General features: G+C 41.9%; 14 protein-coding genes and 1 other RNA gene. 10 read left to right on the top strand and 5 right to left on the bottom strand.

Features of this window, described 5'->3' with window-relative positions; translation table 11 throughout:
- The first annotated feature begins 25 nt into the window (after positions 1-25).
- Positions 26-325, top strand: coding sequence for a cell division regulator GpsB (gpsB, locus tag CSV77_RS02000; RefSeq protein ID WP_099672086.1), 300 nt, complete (start codon positions 26-28; stop codon positions 323-325).
- 57 nt (positions 326-382) lie between these two features.
- Here the strand turns inward: gpsB and CSV77_RS02005 are convergent, their stop codons facing one another.
- Positions 383-1,057, bottom strand: coding sequence for a DNA-3-methyladenine glycosylase family protein (locus tag CSV77_RS02005; protein ID WP_233212152.1), 675 nt, complete (start codon positions 1,055-1,057; stop codon positions 383-385).
- 38 nt (positions 1,058-1,095) lie between these two features.
- Positions 1,096-3,360, bottom strand: a complete 2,265-nt coding sequence (locus CSV77_RS02010) for an ATP-binding cassette domain-containing protein (RefSeq protein WP_099672240.1) — start codon at positions 3,358-3,360, stop codon at positions 1,096-1,098.
- A gap of 390 nt (positions 3,361-3,750) precedes the next feature.
- Between CSV77_RS02010 and rnpB the strand changes: the two genes are divergently transcribed.
- The 3 genes from rnpB to CSV77_RS02025 all read left to right on the top strand — a co-directional run bounded on the left by rnpB (position 3,751) and on the right by CSV77_RS02025 (position 7,359).
- An RNA gene (rnpB, locus tag CSV77_RS02015) (RNase P RNA component class B) lies at positions 3,751-4,126 on the top strand.
- A gap of 141 nt (positions 4,127-4,267) precedes the next feature.
- Positions 4,268-5,395 (top strand): THUMP domain-containing class I SAM-dependent RNA methyltransferase, encoded by a 1,128-nt coding sequence (locus tag CSV77_RS02020; protein ID WP_099672088.1) that lies wholly within the window; start codon positions 4,268-4,270, stop codon positions 5,393-5,395.
- A 62-nt stretch (positions 5,396-5,457) separates the two neighbouring features.
- Positions 5,458-7,359: an ATP-dependent DNA helicase gene (locus CSV77_RS02025; protein ID WP_099631600.1), complete on the top strand. Its 1,902-nt coding sequence runs from the start codon at positions 5,458-5,460 to the stop codon at positions 7,357-7,359.
- A 59-nt stretch (positions 7,360-7,418) separates the two neighbouring features.
- Here CSV77_RS02025 and CSV77_RS02030 read toward each other — a convergent pair whose 3' ends face one another.
- On the bottom strand, positions 7,419-7,877 hold the full coding sequence (locus CSV77_RS02030) for a chemotaxis protein CheX (RefSeq protein WP_099672089.1): 459 nt from the start codon (positions 7,875-7,877) through the stop codon (positions 7,419-7,421).
- Positions 7,878-8,111: 234 nt separating this feature from the next.
- On the opposite strand from CSV77_RS02030, the gene CSV77_RS02035 reads away from it, so the two are divergent.
- From CSV77_RS02035 to CSV77_RS02055, 5 genes are all read left to right on the top strand, one after another.
- On the top strand, positions 8,112-11,705 hold the full coding sequence (locus CSV77_RS02035) for a dynamin family protein (protein ID WP_099672090.1): 3,594 nt from the start codon (positions 8,112-8,114) through the stop codon (positions 11,703-11,705).
- On the top strand, positions 11,702-12,526 hold the full coding sequence (locus CSV77_RS02040; protein WP_099672091.1) for a sulfurtransferase: 825 nt from the start codon (positions 11,702-11,704) through the stop codon (positions 12,524-12,526). The genes CSV77_RS02035 and CSV77_RS02040 overlap by 4 nt, the downstream gene beginning before the upstream one ends.
- A 6-nt stretch (positions 12,527-12,532) precedes the next feature.
- Positions 12,533-13,132: a metallophosphoesterase family protein gene (locus CSV77_RS02045; protein WP_099672092.1), complete on the top strand. Its 600-nt coding sequence runs from the start codon at positions 12,533-12,535 to the stop codon at positions 13,130-13,132.
- 393 nt (positions 13,133-13,525) lie between these two features.
- Positions 13,526-14,314, top strand: coding sequence for a glutathione-dependent disulfide-bond oxidoreductase (gene yghU, locus CSV77_RS02050; RefSeq protein ID WP_099672093.1), 789 nt, complete (start codon positions 13,526-13,528; stop codon positions 14,312-14,314).
- Between the two features lie 122 nt (positions 14,315-14,436).
- Positions 14,437-15,774, top strand: coding sequence for an MATE family efflux transporter (locus CSV77_RS02055; protein ID WP_099672094.1), 1,338 nt, complete (start codon positions 14,437-14,439; stop codon positions 15,772-15,774).
- 641 nt (positions 15,775-16,415) lie between these two features.
- On the opposite strand, the gene CSV77_RS02060 is transcribed toward CSV77_RS02055, so the two are convergent.
- The gene (locus CSV77_RS02060) at positions 16,416-16,817 is read right to left on the bottom strand and encodes a reverse transcriptase-like protein (protein WP_099672095.1); all 402 of its coding nucleotides are present in this window, start codon (positions 16,815-16,817) and stop codon (positions 16,416-16,418) included.
- A gap of 109 nt (positions 16,818-16,926) precedes the next feature.
- Between CSV77_RS02060 and CSV77_RS02065 the strand changes: the two genes are divergently transcribed.
- Complete coding sequence (locus CSV77_RS02065) at positions 16,927-17,124, top strand: zinc-finger domain-containing protein (RefSeq protein ID WP_085133446.1); 198 nt, start codon at positions 16,927-16,929, stop codon at positions 17,122-17,124.
- Between the two features lie 76 nt (positions 17,125-17,200).
- Here the strand turns inward: CSV77_RS02065 and CSV77_RS02070 are convergent, their stop codons facing one another.
- A complete protein-coding gene (locus tag CSV77_RS02070) occupies positions 17,201-17,413 on the bottom strand; it encodes a cold-shock protein (protein WP_099672096.1) in 213 nt (70 codons plus the stop codon).
- Positions 17,414-17,465: the final 52 nt, after the last annotated feature.

Below are 17,465 nucleotides of genomic sequence, written 5' to 3' on the forward strand. Positions count from 1 at the left end.
ATCACAGACGGAAGGACGTTTTGTCATGGAATTAAAGCTAGATACAAAAACGATTTTGGAAAAAGAATTTAAGCAGGCCATTCGAGGCTATAAACAAGAAGAAGTAGACTGGTTTTTGGATGATGTCATTCAAGACTATGAAACTTTCAAAAAAGAAATTGCACTACTACAAGAAGAAAACACTAGATTGAAGTCGGAAGTCAACTCTTCTCAAAGACGCTCAGCCACACCGGCCCCCCAAACGACGAATATTGATATCATTCAGCGGATCGCGAATCTAGAAAGAGAAGTATTTGGCGATAAATTGGTTCAGCCTGAAGAGTAAAACTCACCACATGAAATAGAAGAACCGCCACGGTAAAATGTGGCGGTTCTTTTTGGTTTAGTGAAGTCCATTTCTCGTGTTAATTAATTCTTCTATTGAATCAAAATACTGAACAAAGCCGAGATGAATGGCTTCCCAAAGATAATGAGACGCAATCGAGCGATAAGGCATCCATTGAGGAGATTTCTCAACAAGTAGTTGACGCCGCTCCGACTTTTCAACGCCATACAGCCACTGCGCAGACCGCTGGATTCCTACATCATCAATTGCGAGCACGTCTTGTCGGCCGAGTGATAAAATTAAAAACATTTCGGCTGTCCATTTACCGATGCCTTTGACATGGGTTAATTGCTTGAGAATCGCGTCATCATCATATGCTCCAATATTTTTAAGGTCCAGTTCATGATTCACTATTTTGTCCACAAGATCTTTTACATATTCCGCTTTTCTCCTAGTCAAGCCAACATCCCGCAAGTCTTCTGTAGAAGCGACGAGCAACCCGTCAACCGTTATATGACCTCCAAGCAAATCGAGCAAACGTGCGTAGATGGCACTTGCGGCACTGACAGAGATCTGCTGACCGATGATGGAACGTACAATGGAAGACAAATAATCGGACCGTAACGGAACTTCGATATCCCCAATGAGTGTAATCAACTGTTTAAGTGTAGAATCTTTAGCACAAAGTGACTGAACTGCTGGATCTTGTGTACGAATATGAAGTGTTTCCAAGTCGCTCACCTCTTATTTTAAAGTTAGAAGGTAAAGATTCAGACACTTTCCCTCATCCATTTTGCTGTTAGCGTGTCTGCAGACAACATTTCTTGTGGCGTTCCTTCGAAAAGTATAGTACCGCCACGTTTGCCGCCGCCTGGACCTAGCTCGATTATCCAATCACTCGCTGCAATAAAGTCTTGATTATGTTCGATGATCATTACCGAGTTTCCTTTGTGTACGAGTTTTTGGAACAATTCAAGTAGCTTATCGTTATCGCTCATATGCAGTCCTAATGAAGGTTCGTCTAACAAATAGATTTTCCCTTCGTTTTGTAAGTGACTCGCCAGTTTGAGTCGCTGAATTTCCCCACCGCTTAATGAACTCGTCGTTTGGCCTAACGTGAGATAATTTAAACCGACTTCCTCGAGCATATCCATTCTTTTTAATATCTTGGGCATAACAAAATACTCTTTAGACTCGTCAACTGTCAACTCTAAGATTTCTGCTATGTTTTTCCCCTGGTACATATAGGAGAGAGCCTCATCTGAATAACGTAATCCACCACATGATTCGCATACAACTGTTACGGGATCTGCAAAAGCCACATCTGGAGTAGTGACTCCTTTCCCATCACATACTGGGCAAGCCCCCAACGAATTAAAGCTGAATAAACCGGCTGGCTGACCTGTTTCTTTCGCAAGGATCTGCCGAATGTCATCCATAATTCCCATATAGGTAGCTAATGTGGAACGGCTAGAAATTCCGATACGGCCTTGGCTCACTTTAATGATATCGGGATATTTTGCCGAGAACGCTTCAAATAGTAGGGAACTCTTACCGGAACCTGAAACACCGCAGACGGAAACGAGAACGTTTTTAGGGATATCAATCGACACATCTTGTAGATTGTTAGTATTCGCCCCAGTAACGGAAAAATAATCGCTTGACTGACGTGGTTGTTGATTGATTTCCAATTTGTGATCGAGTTTCGTTAATGCAGAGGTGCCTTTTAATCCATCAGGCTCTCCCTGATAGATAATTTCTCCACCTGCAGCACCCGCACCCGGACCCATTTCCACAATTTCATCCGCTACTTTTATAACGGATAGATCGTGTTCAATGACGATGACAGTATTATGATTAGCCTTCAGACTTTTTAGCATTTGAATGAGCATATCTACTTCTTTGGGATGAAGACCAGCACTTGGCTCATCGAATATGTACGTAATATTGTTTAAACTGCTACCTAAATGCCGAGCGATTTTCACTCGTTGTGCCTCACCGCCAGAAAGAGTTCCCATTTTTCTTGAAAGACATAAATAGCCGAGTCCCAAGTCTATCAATTGCTGTACATTCGGGATCGCCTGTTGCGCAATGGACTCACCTAAGGGATCACGTATGTTTTTCAGTTCTAATAAAAGCTCTGTCAGTTCCAATTTATCGTATTCCGCAATATTGAAACCGTTAATTTTACACTTCAATACTTCTGGGTTTAATCCTGAACCACCACAAGTAGGGCATAATGTATGGGTGGATACTGCCAGTACATCCTCTTGCGAAGTTTGTTTAAGTTTCGTTACATCCCGATTAATATATAGACGTACAAATCTAGGTAATAAACCATCCCACTCATGATCATGCGGACCATCTTTCGTATGGAATGGTGCAAATACTCTTTCACCTTCAGGAGGTCCATAGATCAATAAATTATACTGATCTTTCGGGTAATCTTTAATTGGCAGATCGGGATCGAATAATCCGCCTGTCATCATCCACCTTCCTTGCCAACCAGAAGGGGACAGTGGCTTAAACTTTACTGCATATTCTCGCAGGGACTGGTCCAGATCGATCAGTTTATGTAAGTCAGGGTACACGACTTCGCCAAATCCATTACACTCTGGACATTTGCCAAATGAACTTTGACTCGAGAAATCGGTAGCAGAACCGATCGCGGGTGAACCGATGCGGGAGAACAGTAGACGGATCAATGGATGAATATCCATGTACGTCCCGACAGTCGAGCGTGTATTTCCTCCAATAGGCTTTTGCTCCACCACAATAACTGGGCTCAAATGTTGCATTAAATCTGCACGCGGCCTTTCATAACGAGGCATTTGGTTTCGGACGTACAGCGGGTAATTCAACGTCATCTGACGTCTACTTTCCGCGGCTATTGTGTCAAATACAACGGAACTCTTTCCAGATCCTGATAAGCCGGTAAATACCGTGATTTTTTCTTTTGGCAAGTTTACATCTATATTTTTTAAATTATTTTCTCGAAGTCCCCGTAAAACTATTTCATCTCTGACATCCTTCATCATCATAGTCCTCCTTCAAACCTTACGTACTAGTCTTGCTAGATGATTTCCCTGTTTTAAGGAAGTTACACTAAAAGGACCACTTTTATCGTTGTTATTTGGAGAAGTGATTAATTTATACATGTGAACTCCTTTGCGCTCATACTTCATCCAAATCCGCTCAAAGCCATGCCTTACCCGATCAATGCCAGTTGGAATCCGCTCAAAGCTACGCGGTACCCGCTCAATGCCAGTTGGAATCCCCTCATAGCTATGCGGTATCCGCTCAATACGCAATAGATCTACACTAATTCATTCTCCACATCACGCAAACTAGTTAATCTACCTCATTCCAAACGAATTTATTGTATATCGAACGGATTTGGTGTATACTCAGGAGTGCCATAGAGAGTATTCAGGTAATCGCTGCAACTTCGGTTGTAGAGGAAAGTCCATGCTCACACGGATCTGAGATGACCGTAGTGTTCGTGCTCGGTGAAAAAATAAGCCGGGGCAATGCATTTGCATTGATGGCGGGAATAACTCCTAAGTCTTCGGATATGGACTAGATTCTCTGAAAGTGCCACAGTGACGTAGTCGGCATGGAAACATGTCGAGTGGAACGGGTAAACCCCACGAGTGAGAAACCCAAATTATGGTAGGGGCGTTCTTCCGAAAGAATTCAATGGAGGAAGGAACAGGCACTTGTCTGTAGATAGATGATTACCACTTCAAGTACGAGGCGCGAGCCGTTTGAGTACCGAAGAACAAAACATGGCTTACAGAATACTCTATGGCATTTATCTTACAATTAGCTCTCCTACAGTTTTGGGAGAGTTTTTCTTTTTATAGAAGCGAACAAATACATATACCTTTCAACTGACAGAAAGGACATATTGACCAGATGCAAAGAATGGAGTGTTGAAACATGAGTGAATACAAACTAGTAGCAACTGCTGCGATGGGACTTGAATCCATCGTCGCGTCTGAAATAAAAGATCTTGGCTATGAATGCCAAACAGAGAACGGAAAAGTCTATTTTACGGGTGACGAAGAAGCCATTGCGAGAACGAATATGTGGTTACGTGTAGGTGATCGTGTACGAATTATTGTGGGCGAATTCAAAGCCTTTACATTTGATGAGTTATTCGAACGGACGAAAGCTTTGCCGTGGGAAGAGTTCTTGCCTGTAGATGCGGCATTCCCTGTTTCAGGTAAATCGGTCAAGTCAAAATTATTCAGTGTCCCTGACTGTCAGGCGATTGTGAAAAAGGCGATTGTCGAACGATTGAATAGTGCGTATAAACGAAGTGGATTCTTAAGTGAATCAGGACCGCTATTTAAATTAGAAGTTTCTATATTGAAGGATCACGTAACTTTGACGATAGACTCAAGTGGCCAAGGCTTGCATAAACGCGGCTATCGTATGGCTCAAGGGGATGCACCACTAAAGGAAACGATGGCAGCTGCACTCGTTAAACTTTCTAAGTGGAGCCCGAATCGTCCATTCGTAGATCCATTCTGTGGTTCTGGTACGATTGCTATAGAAGCGGCCATGATTGGACAAAATTTGGCGCCAGGTTATAACCGTTCCTTTTTAAGTGAAGAATGGCCTTGGATGAAAGCGGATGTGTGGGATCGTGTTCGCGAAGAAGTAGAAGACGTGGCGAAGTATGATTTAGCACTTGATATTCGTGGGTTTGATGTCGATCACAATATTATCTCTGTTGCACAGCGTAATGCTATGGAAGCAGGATTTACAGATTTGATTTCATTCGAACAGCGAGATGTGCGTGATTTGAGGCTCGAAGGAGAAAATGGCGTCTTGATCGCCAATCCGCCATATGGTGAACGACTTGGTGAAGTGGAAGAAGCAGAAGATATTGCGCAAGTACTTGGTGAGATTATGAAACAGTATCCGTCATGGTCAGTATATATTTTATCTTCACTGGAAAACTATGAAACGATGTATGGCAAACGTGCAACAAAAAAACGTAAACTATTTAACGGCTTCATCCGTACTGATTTATATCAGTTCTGGGGACAGCGTTCATAATTAGACGGGCAGGAAGAGGAGTACATCCCTCTTCCTTTCGCTTGCATTCAGGAGGAGTCAGTATGAAGACAAAAATTCCATTTGAGTTGGATAAAGGGCAAACGTTTTATGAATCTCTCAACGATTGGCTCGGAGATACGTTATATGATGATTTAACAGAAAAAGGTTTCGAATGTCGCGACGAGCAAATTTATATGGCATTTCAAATAGAAAAAGCACTGAAAGAAAAAAGCGTCTTGCTTGCGGAAGCGGGAGTGGGTACGGGGAAAACGATTGCGTACTTATTGCCGGCTATTGCGTATGCGCGTTATACAGGAAAACCAGCGGTGATTTCCTGCGCAGATGAAACATTGATCGATCAATTGATCAAAGAAGAAGGCGATATTCAAAAGTTGAGTACCGCACTCAATATGACAGTAGACGTTCGTTTGGCGAAAGCGCGTAATCAGTATATTTGTCTGAAACGTCTGGAAGATACTAGCATGAAGACGAACGAAGATTTTGTCGATTTAGTTGAAGATCAATTGCCAGAATTTGTGCATGCAGAGCGTTCATTACAGTCGGTGTATCCGTATGGCGAACGTTCAGATTATCCATATTTGGCTGATGAAGAATGGGAAATGATCAATTACCACCCGATAATGCAATGTGCGGCTTGTGATATTCGCAATCGTTGTGGGCAAACGATTCATCGTAATCATTATCGAGAAGCTGCAGACTTGATCATTTGCTCACATGACTTCTATATGGAGCATTTGTGGACAAAGGAATCACGTGCTAGACAAGGGCAACTGCCTTTATTACCGGAAGTATCGATGGTCGTCTTTGATGAAGGACATTTACTGGAGTATTCCGCTCAGCGTGCATTGACATATGAAGTGCAAGAGCAAACGATTATCAACTTGCTTGAACGGATTATGGTGGATGGCATCCGAGAGAAAACATTGCAGTTGATGGAGCAATTGCTCGAGACGCATGAATTATTTTTCAAACAGCTCAAAAGTAATGCCATTCAAAATGACAATGAGCGCCTGACAATTGATAAGAACGAAGAAATGATGAAGTATGCAAAAACAGCGGTTGCATTATCTCATGAACTTCTGGAAGAATTTGTTTTTGAAGGCGAGTTATATGTGATCCCTGAATACGACTTAAAAATCGTCGAAGAGTATTTGGAGCAGTACATTTATTCAATGGAGCTATTTGCCGGTGACAACGACGCAGTCGATTGGCTTGAAAATCGTCGTGAAGAAAGCACACTGCTAATTATGCCAAGACTTGTAACGTCCATCTTGAAAGAGAAATTATTTACGGGAACGATGCCGATTATCTTCTCTTCGGCTACTTTATCAGTTGAGAAATCATTTGATTACTTAGCGTACAGTTTAGGAATTGTAGATTATCAATCATTTTCTATCGCATCACCATTCGACTATGAAAATGTCATGAAAATTCATTTGGAACAAGGGAATACAAATGAGAAAATCACACGTCTCTCCGAATTACTTGAGGAAGAGGAACAGACATTGGTATTGTTCGGTTCCAAGCAATCCATGATGGAAGCCTACGATCAATTACCACTTGAACAAAGCGTTATGGTGACGTATGAAGGGGAGCGTTCATTGTCATCATTGGTGAAAGATTTCCAGCAACGTAAAGTGAATGTCTTCTTCTCCTATCATTTGTGGGAAGGTCTGGATTTACCGAATGAAGCGTTGACTCGTGTCATCATTTTTGACTTGCCGTTCCCGCCGCATGATCCGCTATTCCAAGCTAGAAGGGAATTTGCGGAAGATCCGTTTGACGAAGTAGATCTACCATTTATGTTATTGCGTTTACGACAGGGAATTGGCCGATTGATTCGAACGAGCGATGATTACGGTTCGATTCATTTATTTGTAAAGCCAGAGAATTTAGAATTACTGCCGGTTATTGAACGTGTGTTGCCTGTACCATTTTCGTAAACAGTAAAGAAGAAAGCGTGCTGACGTCGGAGTTTCGACATCTGCACGCCTTTTTCCAGTTATCGTTCTTCGTCAATGGTGAGCAATAAATTTAACATTTGGCCATCTTCAAATTTTACGGGGATTTTAAATGCTTGCTTAAACCCATAAAACTTTGTTTGCCCCGTCATGACAGTAGGTGGTGAAATATCTAGCGTCAGATCCGCTTTTTCCAATACTGTACATAGATTTCCGGCAATCATATTCCCGAGTTCTCCAGTGAATGATTCAGCCATTTCCCCTTCGATCTGCATACCGAACATGGCGAGACCAATTTCACTGATAATGGATTGTGTAGGCTCTACAATTAAACGACCTTTAATATCTCCAATTAGACCGATCAAAACACTGATTTCGCGTTGTTCGTACGGCTGTTGTATAAGGGCGGGGGATAGTACCTGGAATTTTAATGGAACTACAGTAGTGAGAGAAGCAATCGTTGCATTTAGAACTTTTTGTACATTTGTTGCTGTATCCATCTAAAGAAACACCCTTTCACGAATAGTTTGGTAGTGCAATCATATCACTAGGAGTATCTAAAAGACTAGACAAATTTTATGAAAGTAGCCACATCCTCACTATTTATTCGATTTCTTCAAGATTAGCTGTATACTGGTTCTTCTATTTAAAAAGTAATACTTATAAAGTAACTATCTATTTTTTCACGCATTAATGGTATGATGGGATGAGTTAAAATTGAAAGGACGACGATTATGTCAACAAACAATGAATTTTTACAGCAATCTGCTACATATGGACAAATTTTTTCCAACAATGAAGATGATGAACGCAAAGCAAAAACGACATTACTTGCTAATAAAATAATCGATAAAGAATATACGATTGCTTTTGCTGGACACTTTTCAGCGGGAAAGTCTTCGACAATTAATGCATTAACAGGAGACGATCTCTTACCGTCCAGCCCTATTCCGACAAGTGCGAATATTGTGAAGGTGCATAAGGCGGATGAAGATTATGCTATTATCCATCGTGTGGATGGAAGTGCTGTGAAATTCAGCGGCCATGGGTTCTCTGAAGGTGTGAAAGCGTACAGTAAGGACGGGGCTGAAGTTTCATTGGTTGAAATCGGCCATACAGAATCCAATTTACCGGAAGGAATTACGGTAATGGATACACCAGGCGTAGACTCGACAGATGATGCACATAGACTATCGACGGAGTCTTCATTGCACTTAGCGGATCTTGTCTTCTATACGATGGATTACAACCATGTACAATCTGAAATGAACTTCCGGTTCACAAAAGAATTAATGCGCTATAATAGTAACGTTTATTTAATTATTAATCAGATCGATAAGCATCGCGACAGTGAATTATCATTTGATGAGTTCAAAAAGTCCGTCGAAGATTCGTTCAAGTTATGGGGGGTAGAACCAAAGGGGATTTTCTACACGTCATTGAAACAACTGGATCACCCACATAATGATTTTGAAAAAGTCAAAGCGATCGTTGATGGTTCAATCGAACACCGAGAAGAGAATTTTGAACAAAATATCGAGCAATCTTTATTGAAATTAAAAGATGAGCATATGAAATTTCTTCAACAGCAAGTGGATGACTTGAAGGAGAATCATTCGGAAATCCTCAGCGAATCCGAGTGGGGGCAGTTTGAAGAGTTAAATCAAGATTTGAAGGATGCGAAAAAACGACTGGAATTAGTTTCGGGTGACGAATTCTATGTGAATTTCGAGAAAGAACGCAATGAATTATTGTCGAACGCGGGACTGGCGCCATTTGAAACGAGAGAATTACTGAAAGACCATTTGGAAGCCAAGTCACCAAAATTCAAAGTAGGTTTACTATTTGGTGCGAAGAAGACAGCGGAAGAGCGCGAAAGACGTCGTCAAAAGCTAGATGATAACATTTCAGGTCTGGCGCATACACAAATCGAAATTTATATGAAAGCGTTGATGAAGAGTTCATTAAAGCAAGCCGGAATCTTAACCGATGAGCGTTCACTGGCGATTGATAATATGGATCTAACACTACCGTTTGACAAAGTGGATGAGCAACTGCATGTACAAGAAGTGATCACTGGCGAAACCATTTTGAATTATGCAGAGCAAATGAAGCGTGCCATTCATTTAGTGTATAAACGTAAAACGGATAAATGGAAACAAGAGATGTCCGTCATCGCGAAAGAATCGGGTGGTGAGCAATCGGGACCTCTTGTTGAAACGATTGCCATGTTGCAAGAGAAAGTAGATGCACTAAAAGAAATGAATAAGTGGCAAGAGCGTATGGAGTGGGTCGATAAAGAAATCGCCAATCCGTCTGCGCCGACACGTATGGGCCGCGATCAACTGGTTACGGAGTGGGAACAGCCTAAAAAAATCGAAACAATTGATTATGTAGCAAAAGTAGAAGAGCAAGAAACGACTGTTGAAGAAGTAGAAGAAGTAGTGGAAGAAGAACGTCAAATGGTTGATTCAGAAAAAGCCATCATACATGCACAGCACATCGCTGAATCGGTCGAGGCGATTCCTGGATTTGCAGAAACGGCATCGTATTTGATGACGAAAGCAGACCGCCTAAAAGGACAGGAATTCACAGTTGCATTATTTGGCGCATTCAGTGCCGGGAAATCTTCATTCTCTAACGCGTTGATTGGTGAAAAAGTGTTACCTGTATCACCGAACCCTACAACAGCTGCGATCAACCGAATTCGTCCAGTAAGTGAAACCCACTTGCATAATACTGCGGATATTCACTTGAAAGATGAAGCAACGATGACTGAAGACGTAGCGTTGTCATTCGGTGCACTCGGTATCACGATTTCTTCACTGGAAGATGCCTTCAATAAAACAGATGTTGCTATGAAGCAACCACTTGAAGATGAGAACTTGCACATCCATAAGTCGTTCATCAGCGCATTCCAAAGAGGATACCCTCTTTATACGCCTGCATTAGGGACGACGTTGACAGTAGAGCGTGAAGAATTTACGAAATTCGTTGCACAAGAAGAACGTAGTTGTTTCGTCGATTCCATAGATTTCTTCTATGACTGCCCATTGACCCGCCACGGTATCACATTGGTGGATACACCAGGAGCAGATTCCATCAACGCACGTCATACCGACGTAGCGTTTGAATATATTCGTAATGCTGATGCGATTCTATTCGTAACATACTACAACCATGCATTCGCACGTGCTGATCGTGAATTCCTTATCCAGCTAGGCCGTGTGAAAGACGCATTCGAACTCGATAAAATGTTCTTTATCGTCAATGCGATCGATCTTGCTTCAAATGAAGAAGAAGGCGAAGAAGTAAAAGGCTTCGTTGCCAATGAATTGCAGAAATTTGGAATCCGCAATCCACGGGTACACGGTATTTCAAGCCTTGAGGCACTGGAAGGCAAGTTAACACAACAACCAAATGAATTAATGGTCGATTTTGAAGAGAAGTTTTATTCATTCCTTGAGCATGATTTGCGTGCGCAAGTCGTACAAGCATTGGAAGAAGAAACAACGAAAACGATCGATCGTCTAGCTTCATTGATCGACAGAATGATCCAAAACCGTTCACGTAAAGCGGAAAGACTGGAAGAGCTTGCGACTGCTGAATTGGCAATAAAAGAACGTTTTGAAAAGAGTGCCAGGAAAATTTTAGTGAAATCCACTCAAGATGAATTGAGTGAACTCGTCTACTATATTTTACAACGTGTATTCTTACGTTTCGGTGATTTCTTCAAAGAGGGGTATAGTCCGTCCACTTTCGCGAAAAACTCATCGGATAAAGCATTGAAAATCGCATTGGCGGAAACAGTCAATATGGTAGGCTTTGACTTGACACAGGAATTGAAAGTAACGAATTTGCGTATTCTTCAATACATGAAGAAGCAATTGCTAGAACGTCAGCGTATGGAAGTCCGTTCACTAGCCGATATGGACCAGTCAATCGTGCCTTCGCCATACGAGCCGAATGATAAAGATATGTTGTCATTTGAGACACCATATGAAGATCCAATGGTGTACAGCGCTGTGAATAAATCGTTCAAAAATCAAAAGTCGTTCTTTGAGCGTGGCAATCGGGATATCTTGAAAGTGAAGCTGGAGCAAATATTGAAAAAAGATGCATCCAGCTATCTTGGCGATCAGAAAGAACGTATTGAAAAGTGGGCAGACTTATGGATTGAAGACGAAGCAGAAGCATTGCGCGTTCATTTATTGCAGGAAAGTCTTGTACAAATTGAATCGGAGCGTACGTTGCTTGATGGTTCGGAGCAGCTGGAACAATGGCAGAAAATCTATGAACAAATCCGTCAAGAGGAGTTGGTTCAATGACACAAGTATTTGTATCTATTCACGATATGGAGACAAGTCACGCAAAATGGATCGATGCGCGCTTTTCATTGCAAGATGAAAAGCGGGGGAAACTTGATTATCAAAATGAACACGTAAAAGGCGCGGTTCATTGGGATTTAGAAGAAGACTTATCCGGGACTTCTGTAGAAGGTGGACGTCATCCATTGCCTTCTGCTGAACAACTGACTGAACTATTCCGTAAAAGTGGACTGGAACGTACAGATACGATTTTGATCTATGATGAGGGTGGCGGTCCGTTCGCAACACGAGCTTGGTGGATGTTGCAGTATGGAGGTTTCACGGATGTACATGTCGTAACAGAAAGTTATACGGCATTACGCAAAATAGTAGACGTAACATCTGATCCTGCTACGCCTGTACGCTCGATGGTGGAACCAGATTGGCAAAAGCACTTATACGCTAGCAGAAGTGAAGTCGATGAAGTTGTGGCGGGTAATCGACCGTCTCAACTTGTCGACGCACGCTCTGAAGTTCGCTACCGTGGGGAAAAAGAGCCGCTCTATCATAAAGCGGGCCATATACCGACAGCGCGAAACTTCGATTGGGAACAATTGAAGAGAGACGGACAGTATGATGTGCAGCACGCAAAAGAGCAATTACAACAGATCGTCACGCCTGAAGATGATGTAATCGTCTACTGTGGCAGCGGCGTAACGGCTTCCCCTTTATTCGCGGCACTTAAAGAACTGGATTATCCAAATGTAAAATTATATGTTGGCAGCTTCAGCGACTGGATTTCCCAAGATGACGCACCAATTGAAACCGCAATAAGGGGTTGATACACGATGCTATTTGCATTGCTGGGGGATATTCATTCATCCAAAGAAGATTTGCAGGCAGTACTGGCACAAATTTCCGATGAAGCACCTGACGCAACTATCATCGGGACAGGTGATTTGTACGAATGCACGGTCAGCAAAAAAGATCTTTATGGGCAGACTTACCCTACTGTCGAAGAAGTGATCAAACATCCGGAAGGCATCGATGAGCTGTTAACCTTTCCATCTATTTATGGCAATCAAGAAGAACGTATTCTGTTGTTGACAAAGCAGAGTGAGCCTATACGGGACTTTTTGAACGACTTACCTGAAACTCTAAAGATAGACCCGGCAGTTGTCATCCATGGTCACCAATGGCCGCATAACGAAGCAGATGCGTGGCTTGCTGAGTATCTACCAGAGGTGCACCTGGTATTTCACGGACATACCCACCGATCAAGCTTCACGAGTGATGGACAATCTGTGCCGATTAGCTGGAACGACGAGCTGCCGGTTGTGGGATCTCGAAATATCGTTAACGTAGGTGCTGTAGTAGGCTTTAGAGAATGGGTATTATATGATTCTGAAAAACAAAATGTTAGATTTATGAAAGCGTCAAAAGGCTGAAAGAGTCATGTCTAGCTCGTTTAGTTGAGTGTGGATAGTAAAATAACATGGGAAGCATCGCATTTTGCGGTGCTTTTTTATTTTTGAAATAGAAAAGGATGATGCGACCATGAGGAATGAATAAAGCGCATGCATATAATTGCAGTTGTGGAAGTTGAAAAATGATTTCAATTGATAGAAAATTTAGGTGAAAGGCTTTGGAGATTTTCCGCTTTTTAATAGATAATGTAGTATTGGCATATATCATCATCGAAGATACTCGGAAACCTTATACAAAGGAAGACAAAAAGCTAGAACCTCTTTGTTACGTAGACGAAGAAACTAAATATTGGAAATAGCTTTATACTGTTAGTATGATGGAGTTACTAAATAGATAGTAGGAGGCGTGTTGAAATGACAAAATATGAATTATCAAACGTGTGGAAGTGGGAAGTAGAGAATTCGAATAGTGGCGGTAATCGTCCGACAGCCGGTGAACGTTTTGAACAAAAACTACCAGTCGGAGAGGCACCGTTCCAACTCTATTCACTGGGAACGCCGAACGGTATTAAAGTGACGATTATGCTGGAAGAATTAAAAGAGTTGGATGTCGACGGTGCAGACTATAATTTGTATAAAATTAATATTGGTGCCGATGAACAATTTGGTTCAGATTTTGTTAAGATCAATCCTAATTCTAAGATCCCCGCCCTAGTCGATCAAAGTCAAAGTCCACGTGTGGAAGTGTTTGAATCAGGGTCGATTTTACTTTACTTGGCTGAGAAATTTAATAAGCTGATCCCCACAGATATTCATGGACGGACAGAAACGCTTAATTGGCTATTCTGGCAAATTGGGTCGGGTCCTTATGTTGGTGGAGGGTTTGGTCACTTTTTTGCTTACGCGCCAGAGCCTATGAAATACCCAATTGATCGTTTTACTATGGAAACGAAACGTCAATTAGACGTACTAGACAAAATATTAGCTCAGCGTTCTTATATCGCTGGTGATACCTATACGATTGCAGATATTGCGATATGGTCTTGGTACGGACGTTTAGCTTTAGGAAAATTGTATGAAGGCTCTTATGAATTTTTAAGCATGGATGAATATACCCATCTCTTGGAATGGTCTCATCGCATTGCGAAACGACCAGGCGTTCAAAAAGGTCTTGCAGCGGAGTATCAGTCGCTTGGGGAGTAGTTTCAAAAAAGACATGTATTGATTTTTTCTTCTCTAAAATAGCAACAGCTTTTCCGTAATAGGTCGCTAAAAATTAAAAAAGATCAAGTGGTGAGTTTTTATTAAATGCAGGGAGGAAAAGGATGGTAAGGCAGCAGGATTTTACAGAAGGAAATATACTAAAACAACTCATGCTTTTTTCAGGACCCATTATGATAACAAATTTACTACAAGCATCCTATCAATTTATCGATAGCTTGTGGGTAGGGAATTTGATTGGTGCGAATGCACTTGGTGCTGTGGCTATTTCCGGGACAGTCGTCTTTACGATTTTGTCATTCGTCATCGGCTTGAACAATGCCGCACTGACAATTTTATCCCAGCAAAAAGGCAGAGGTAGCGAGTCGGGACTTCGGCGTTATTTGAATGCATTTGTCGTTCTGCTTTTCGGCATGTCCATCGTGCTAGGTGTTGCAGGATTTATATTAGCGGAACCACTCTTGCTTTTACTCGGAACTCCCGAGGCGATGTTGGCGATGGGCGTTTCGTATTTGCGAATTAATTTCATCGGGATCCTTTTCTTATTCGGCTATAATTTTATTGGTACCGTATTCAGATCGGTAGGCGATTCGAAGACACCGCTTTATTTTGTGTTAGCCGCAGTTATTTTGAACACAGTACTTGATCCTTTATTTATTTACGTCTTTGGATGGGGAGTTCAAGGCGCTGCCTATGCAACGATATTCTCACAGGGAATCGCATTTGCCGCTGGTGCTATTTATTCAGTACGGAAAAGCCTGGTACCATTCTCAAAACCACATATTCCAGAGCGCCGGGAAGTACTCGATATATTGAAGTTGGGAATTCCTGCGGGTTTACAGATGAGCGTCATTTCGGCTGGTGTGATGGCAATCATGAGTGTAGTCGCATCATTCGGCCCGGCAGTTGTCGCGGGATACGGGGCGGCACAAAGATTGGATAGTTTGATTATGCTGCCGGCCCAAGCACTCGGAACTGCGGTCAATAGTATGGCGGGTCAAAATATCGGGGCGGGCAGATGGGACCGGGTTCATAGAATTACGTTGTACGGGTTTATATATAATTTGATTATCATGTTTGCAATCGCAATTCTTATCATCCTATTTGCAGATTATGGGATTAAGCTATTCATAACGGAACCGGAAGCCGCTGATTTTGGTAAAAACTATTTAAAGGTAATTGCATTATTTTATCCGTTCCTAGGCATTAATTTTGTTTTAAATGGGGCTGTCCGTGCGGCGGGCGCAATGTTCCAAGTGCTTGTGCTAAACATCATTTCTTTTTGGATTCTTCGTTTTCCCATTACGTACATATTGTCAGGCATCATGGGTGAGAAAGGAATTGCACTCGGGATGGGCGTCAGTTTTGTTATTAGTAGTATCGTCGCGTTTATGTATTACCGATATGGAAAATGGCGAGACGCCGAAGCTTTCGGGGAATGAATCAAACGACAAAAGCGGTAAGTAATGGATATAAAAAGTATGAAGACCGTTTATTGAACCAAATCAAATCATCGGCATATGTGGAACAAAAAATATGTACCGAGCTACCATCTTGCCGAAAATTAGGAGGTCACTCTCTTGCAAAGTACACGGAGATTAGGAATGATTTCTTTTATTAGTCTACTTATAGGACTGGCTTTTCTTTGCCTTTTTATTTTTTCGGGTAGATTATTCATAACAATGCCACTTGGATTAATTCTTCTGTTATTCTCATTCGTTTTATCCTTGTTCAGCAGAAAAGACAAATTCGGGAGAGTATCACTTTACGTTTTCCCAATAATTTTAGTCATCTACTTATTGTTCTACGTAGTCATGTATTTATTTTGGCATACACCATAACGCACTCGTGATGCGTTTACTGAATAGTGTTTGACGCACTCACTTAGTCGATCGAAACGAAGGGCTTTGTTCTCCGCTCGTAAGATACACGTCCGGCTGCATCACAGATCAACGGTCGCAACCACTTAATTCCCTGCAAGAAAGGTCGTCATGAAGCACGACCTTTACGAATAAAAATAAAGCACTAGCAGTACACTCTTTTAGTGACGGTTCTCACAAGATGACAAAACATCTCGCCCAGCTCATCCTTTTTGCTTTTTCTGCAACAAAATCGCTTGTCGCGCAAGCATATCTGCCGTCTTGTTTGTACTGTCGGCAATCCACTTAATAAAGAACAATTCAAACGTCGCTGCGAGTCTCAATGCCTCTTTCAAATAAGGTGCATACTGCGCGTTCTTTACAAATTCCTTCTCCATCGACTGCACGACCACCGTCGAATCCGAGCGCATCGACACTATGCCTGTTGTCAGCTTTGACGCCTCCTCAAGACCTCTCACAAGCGCTTGAAACTCCGCGTGATGATTATTCGTCGGGTCAATCGGCTCACTAATCCGCACGTCCTGACCTTCTCCTTTAATATACACACCAATTCCGCTCAATCCCGGATTACCTGCGCTTGCACCATCTATGTACACTTCCAACATAAGATTTTCCGCTCCAATCTGGTAATGAATTGTAAAAAACGTGGAAACACTTGCAACATCCCGTCAGCCGACTTAAAATAGATAAAAGAAAGGTGGGAGTTCTTTTCTAATGAATAAAGTCGTTGTCATGAAAGAAATTAATCAATTGCTTGATATATATTGTGAAGGTTGTTACGTTAAAAAACAACTTACAAACGAACGCGGCAAAACAGGCGCTCACCAATTTTGTATTTCTGACTGTACAGTAGGAGACCAGCTACAATTCCTTGGGCGAGAAATTAACAAGATCAGTACTGCCTCCAAATAAATAATGAAAAAGCATCCCGCAACTGCGTGGATGCTTTGTTTATGTTATAGAATCAGCTGTTTACGCCGAGATGAGGTTACGCTTCATCCTCAAGAGTCGATACGTTAGCCGCCTGTGGACCACGATTTCCTTCAATTACTTCAAAAGAAACTGTTTGACCTTCAGCCAGTGTCTTAAATCCATCTGTAGCAATTCCTGTGAAATGCACAAATACATCTTCACCATCATCTGCTTCGATAAATCCATACCCTTTGTCACTGCTGAACCACTTCACTTTACCTTGGTGCATAATAATTCCTCCTCGGCAATTAGAAATCCATCTCCACACGTAACGTGCAAGC

Source organism: Sporosarcina sp. P16b (assembly GCF_002743065.1).
Lineage (GTDB): Bacteria > Bacillota > Bacilli > Bacillales_A > Planococcaceae > Sporosarcina.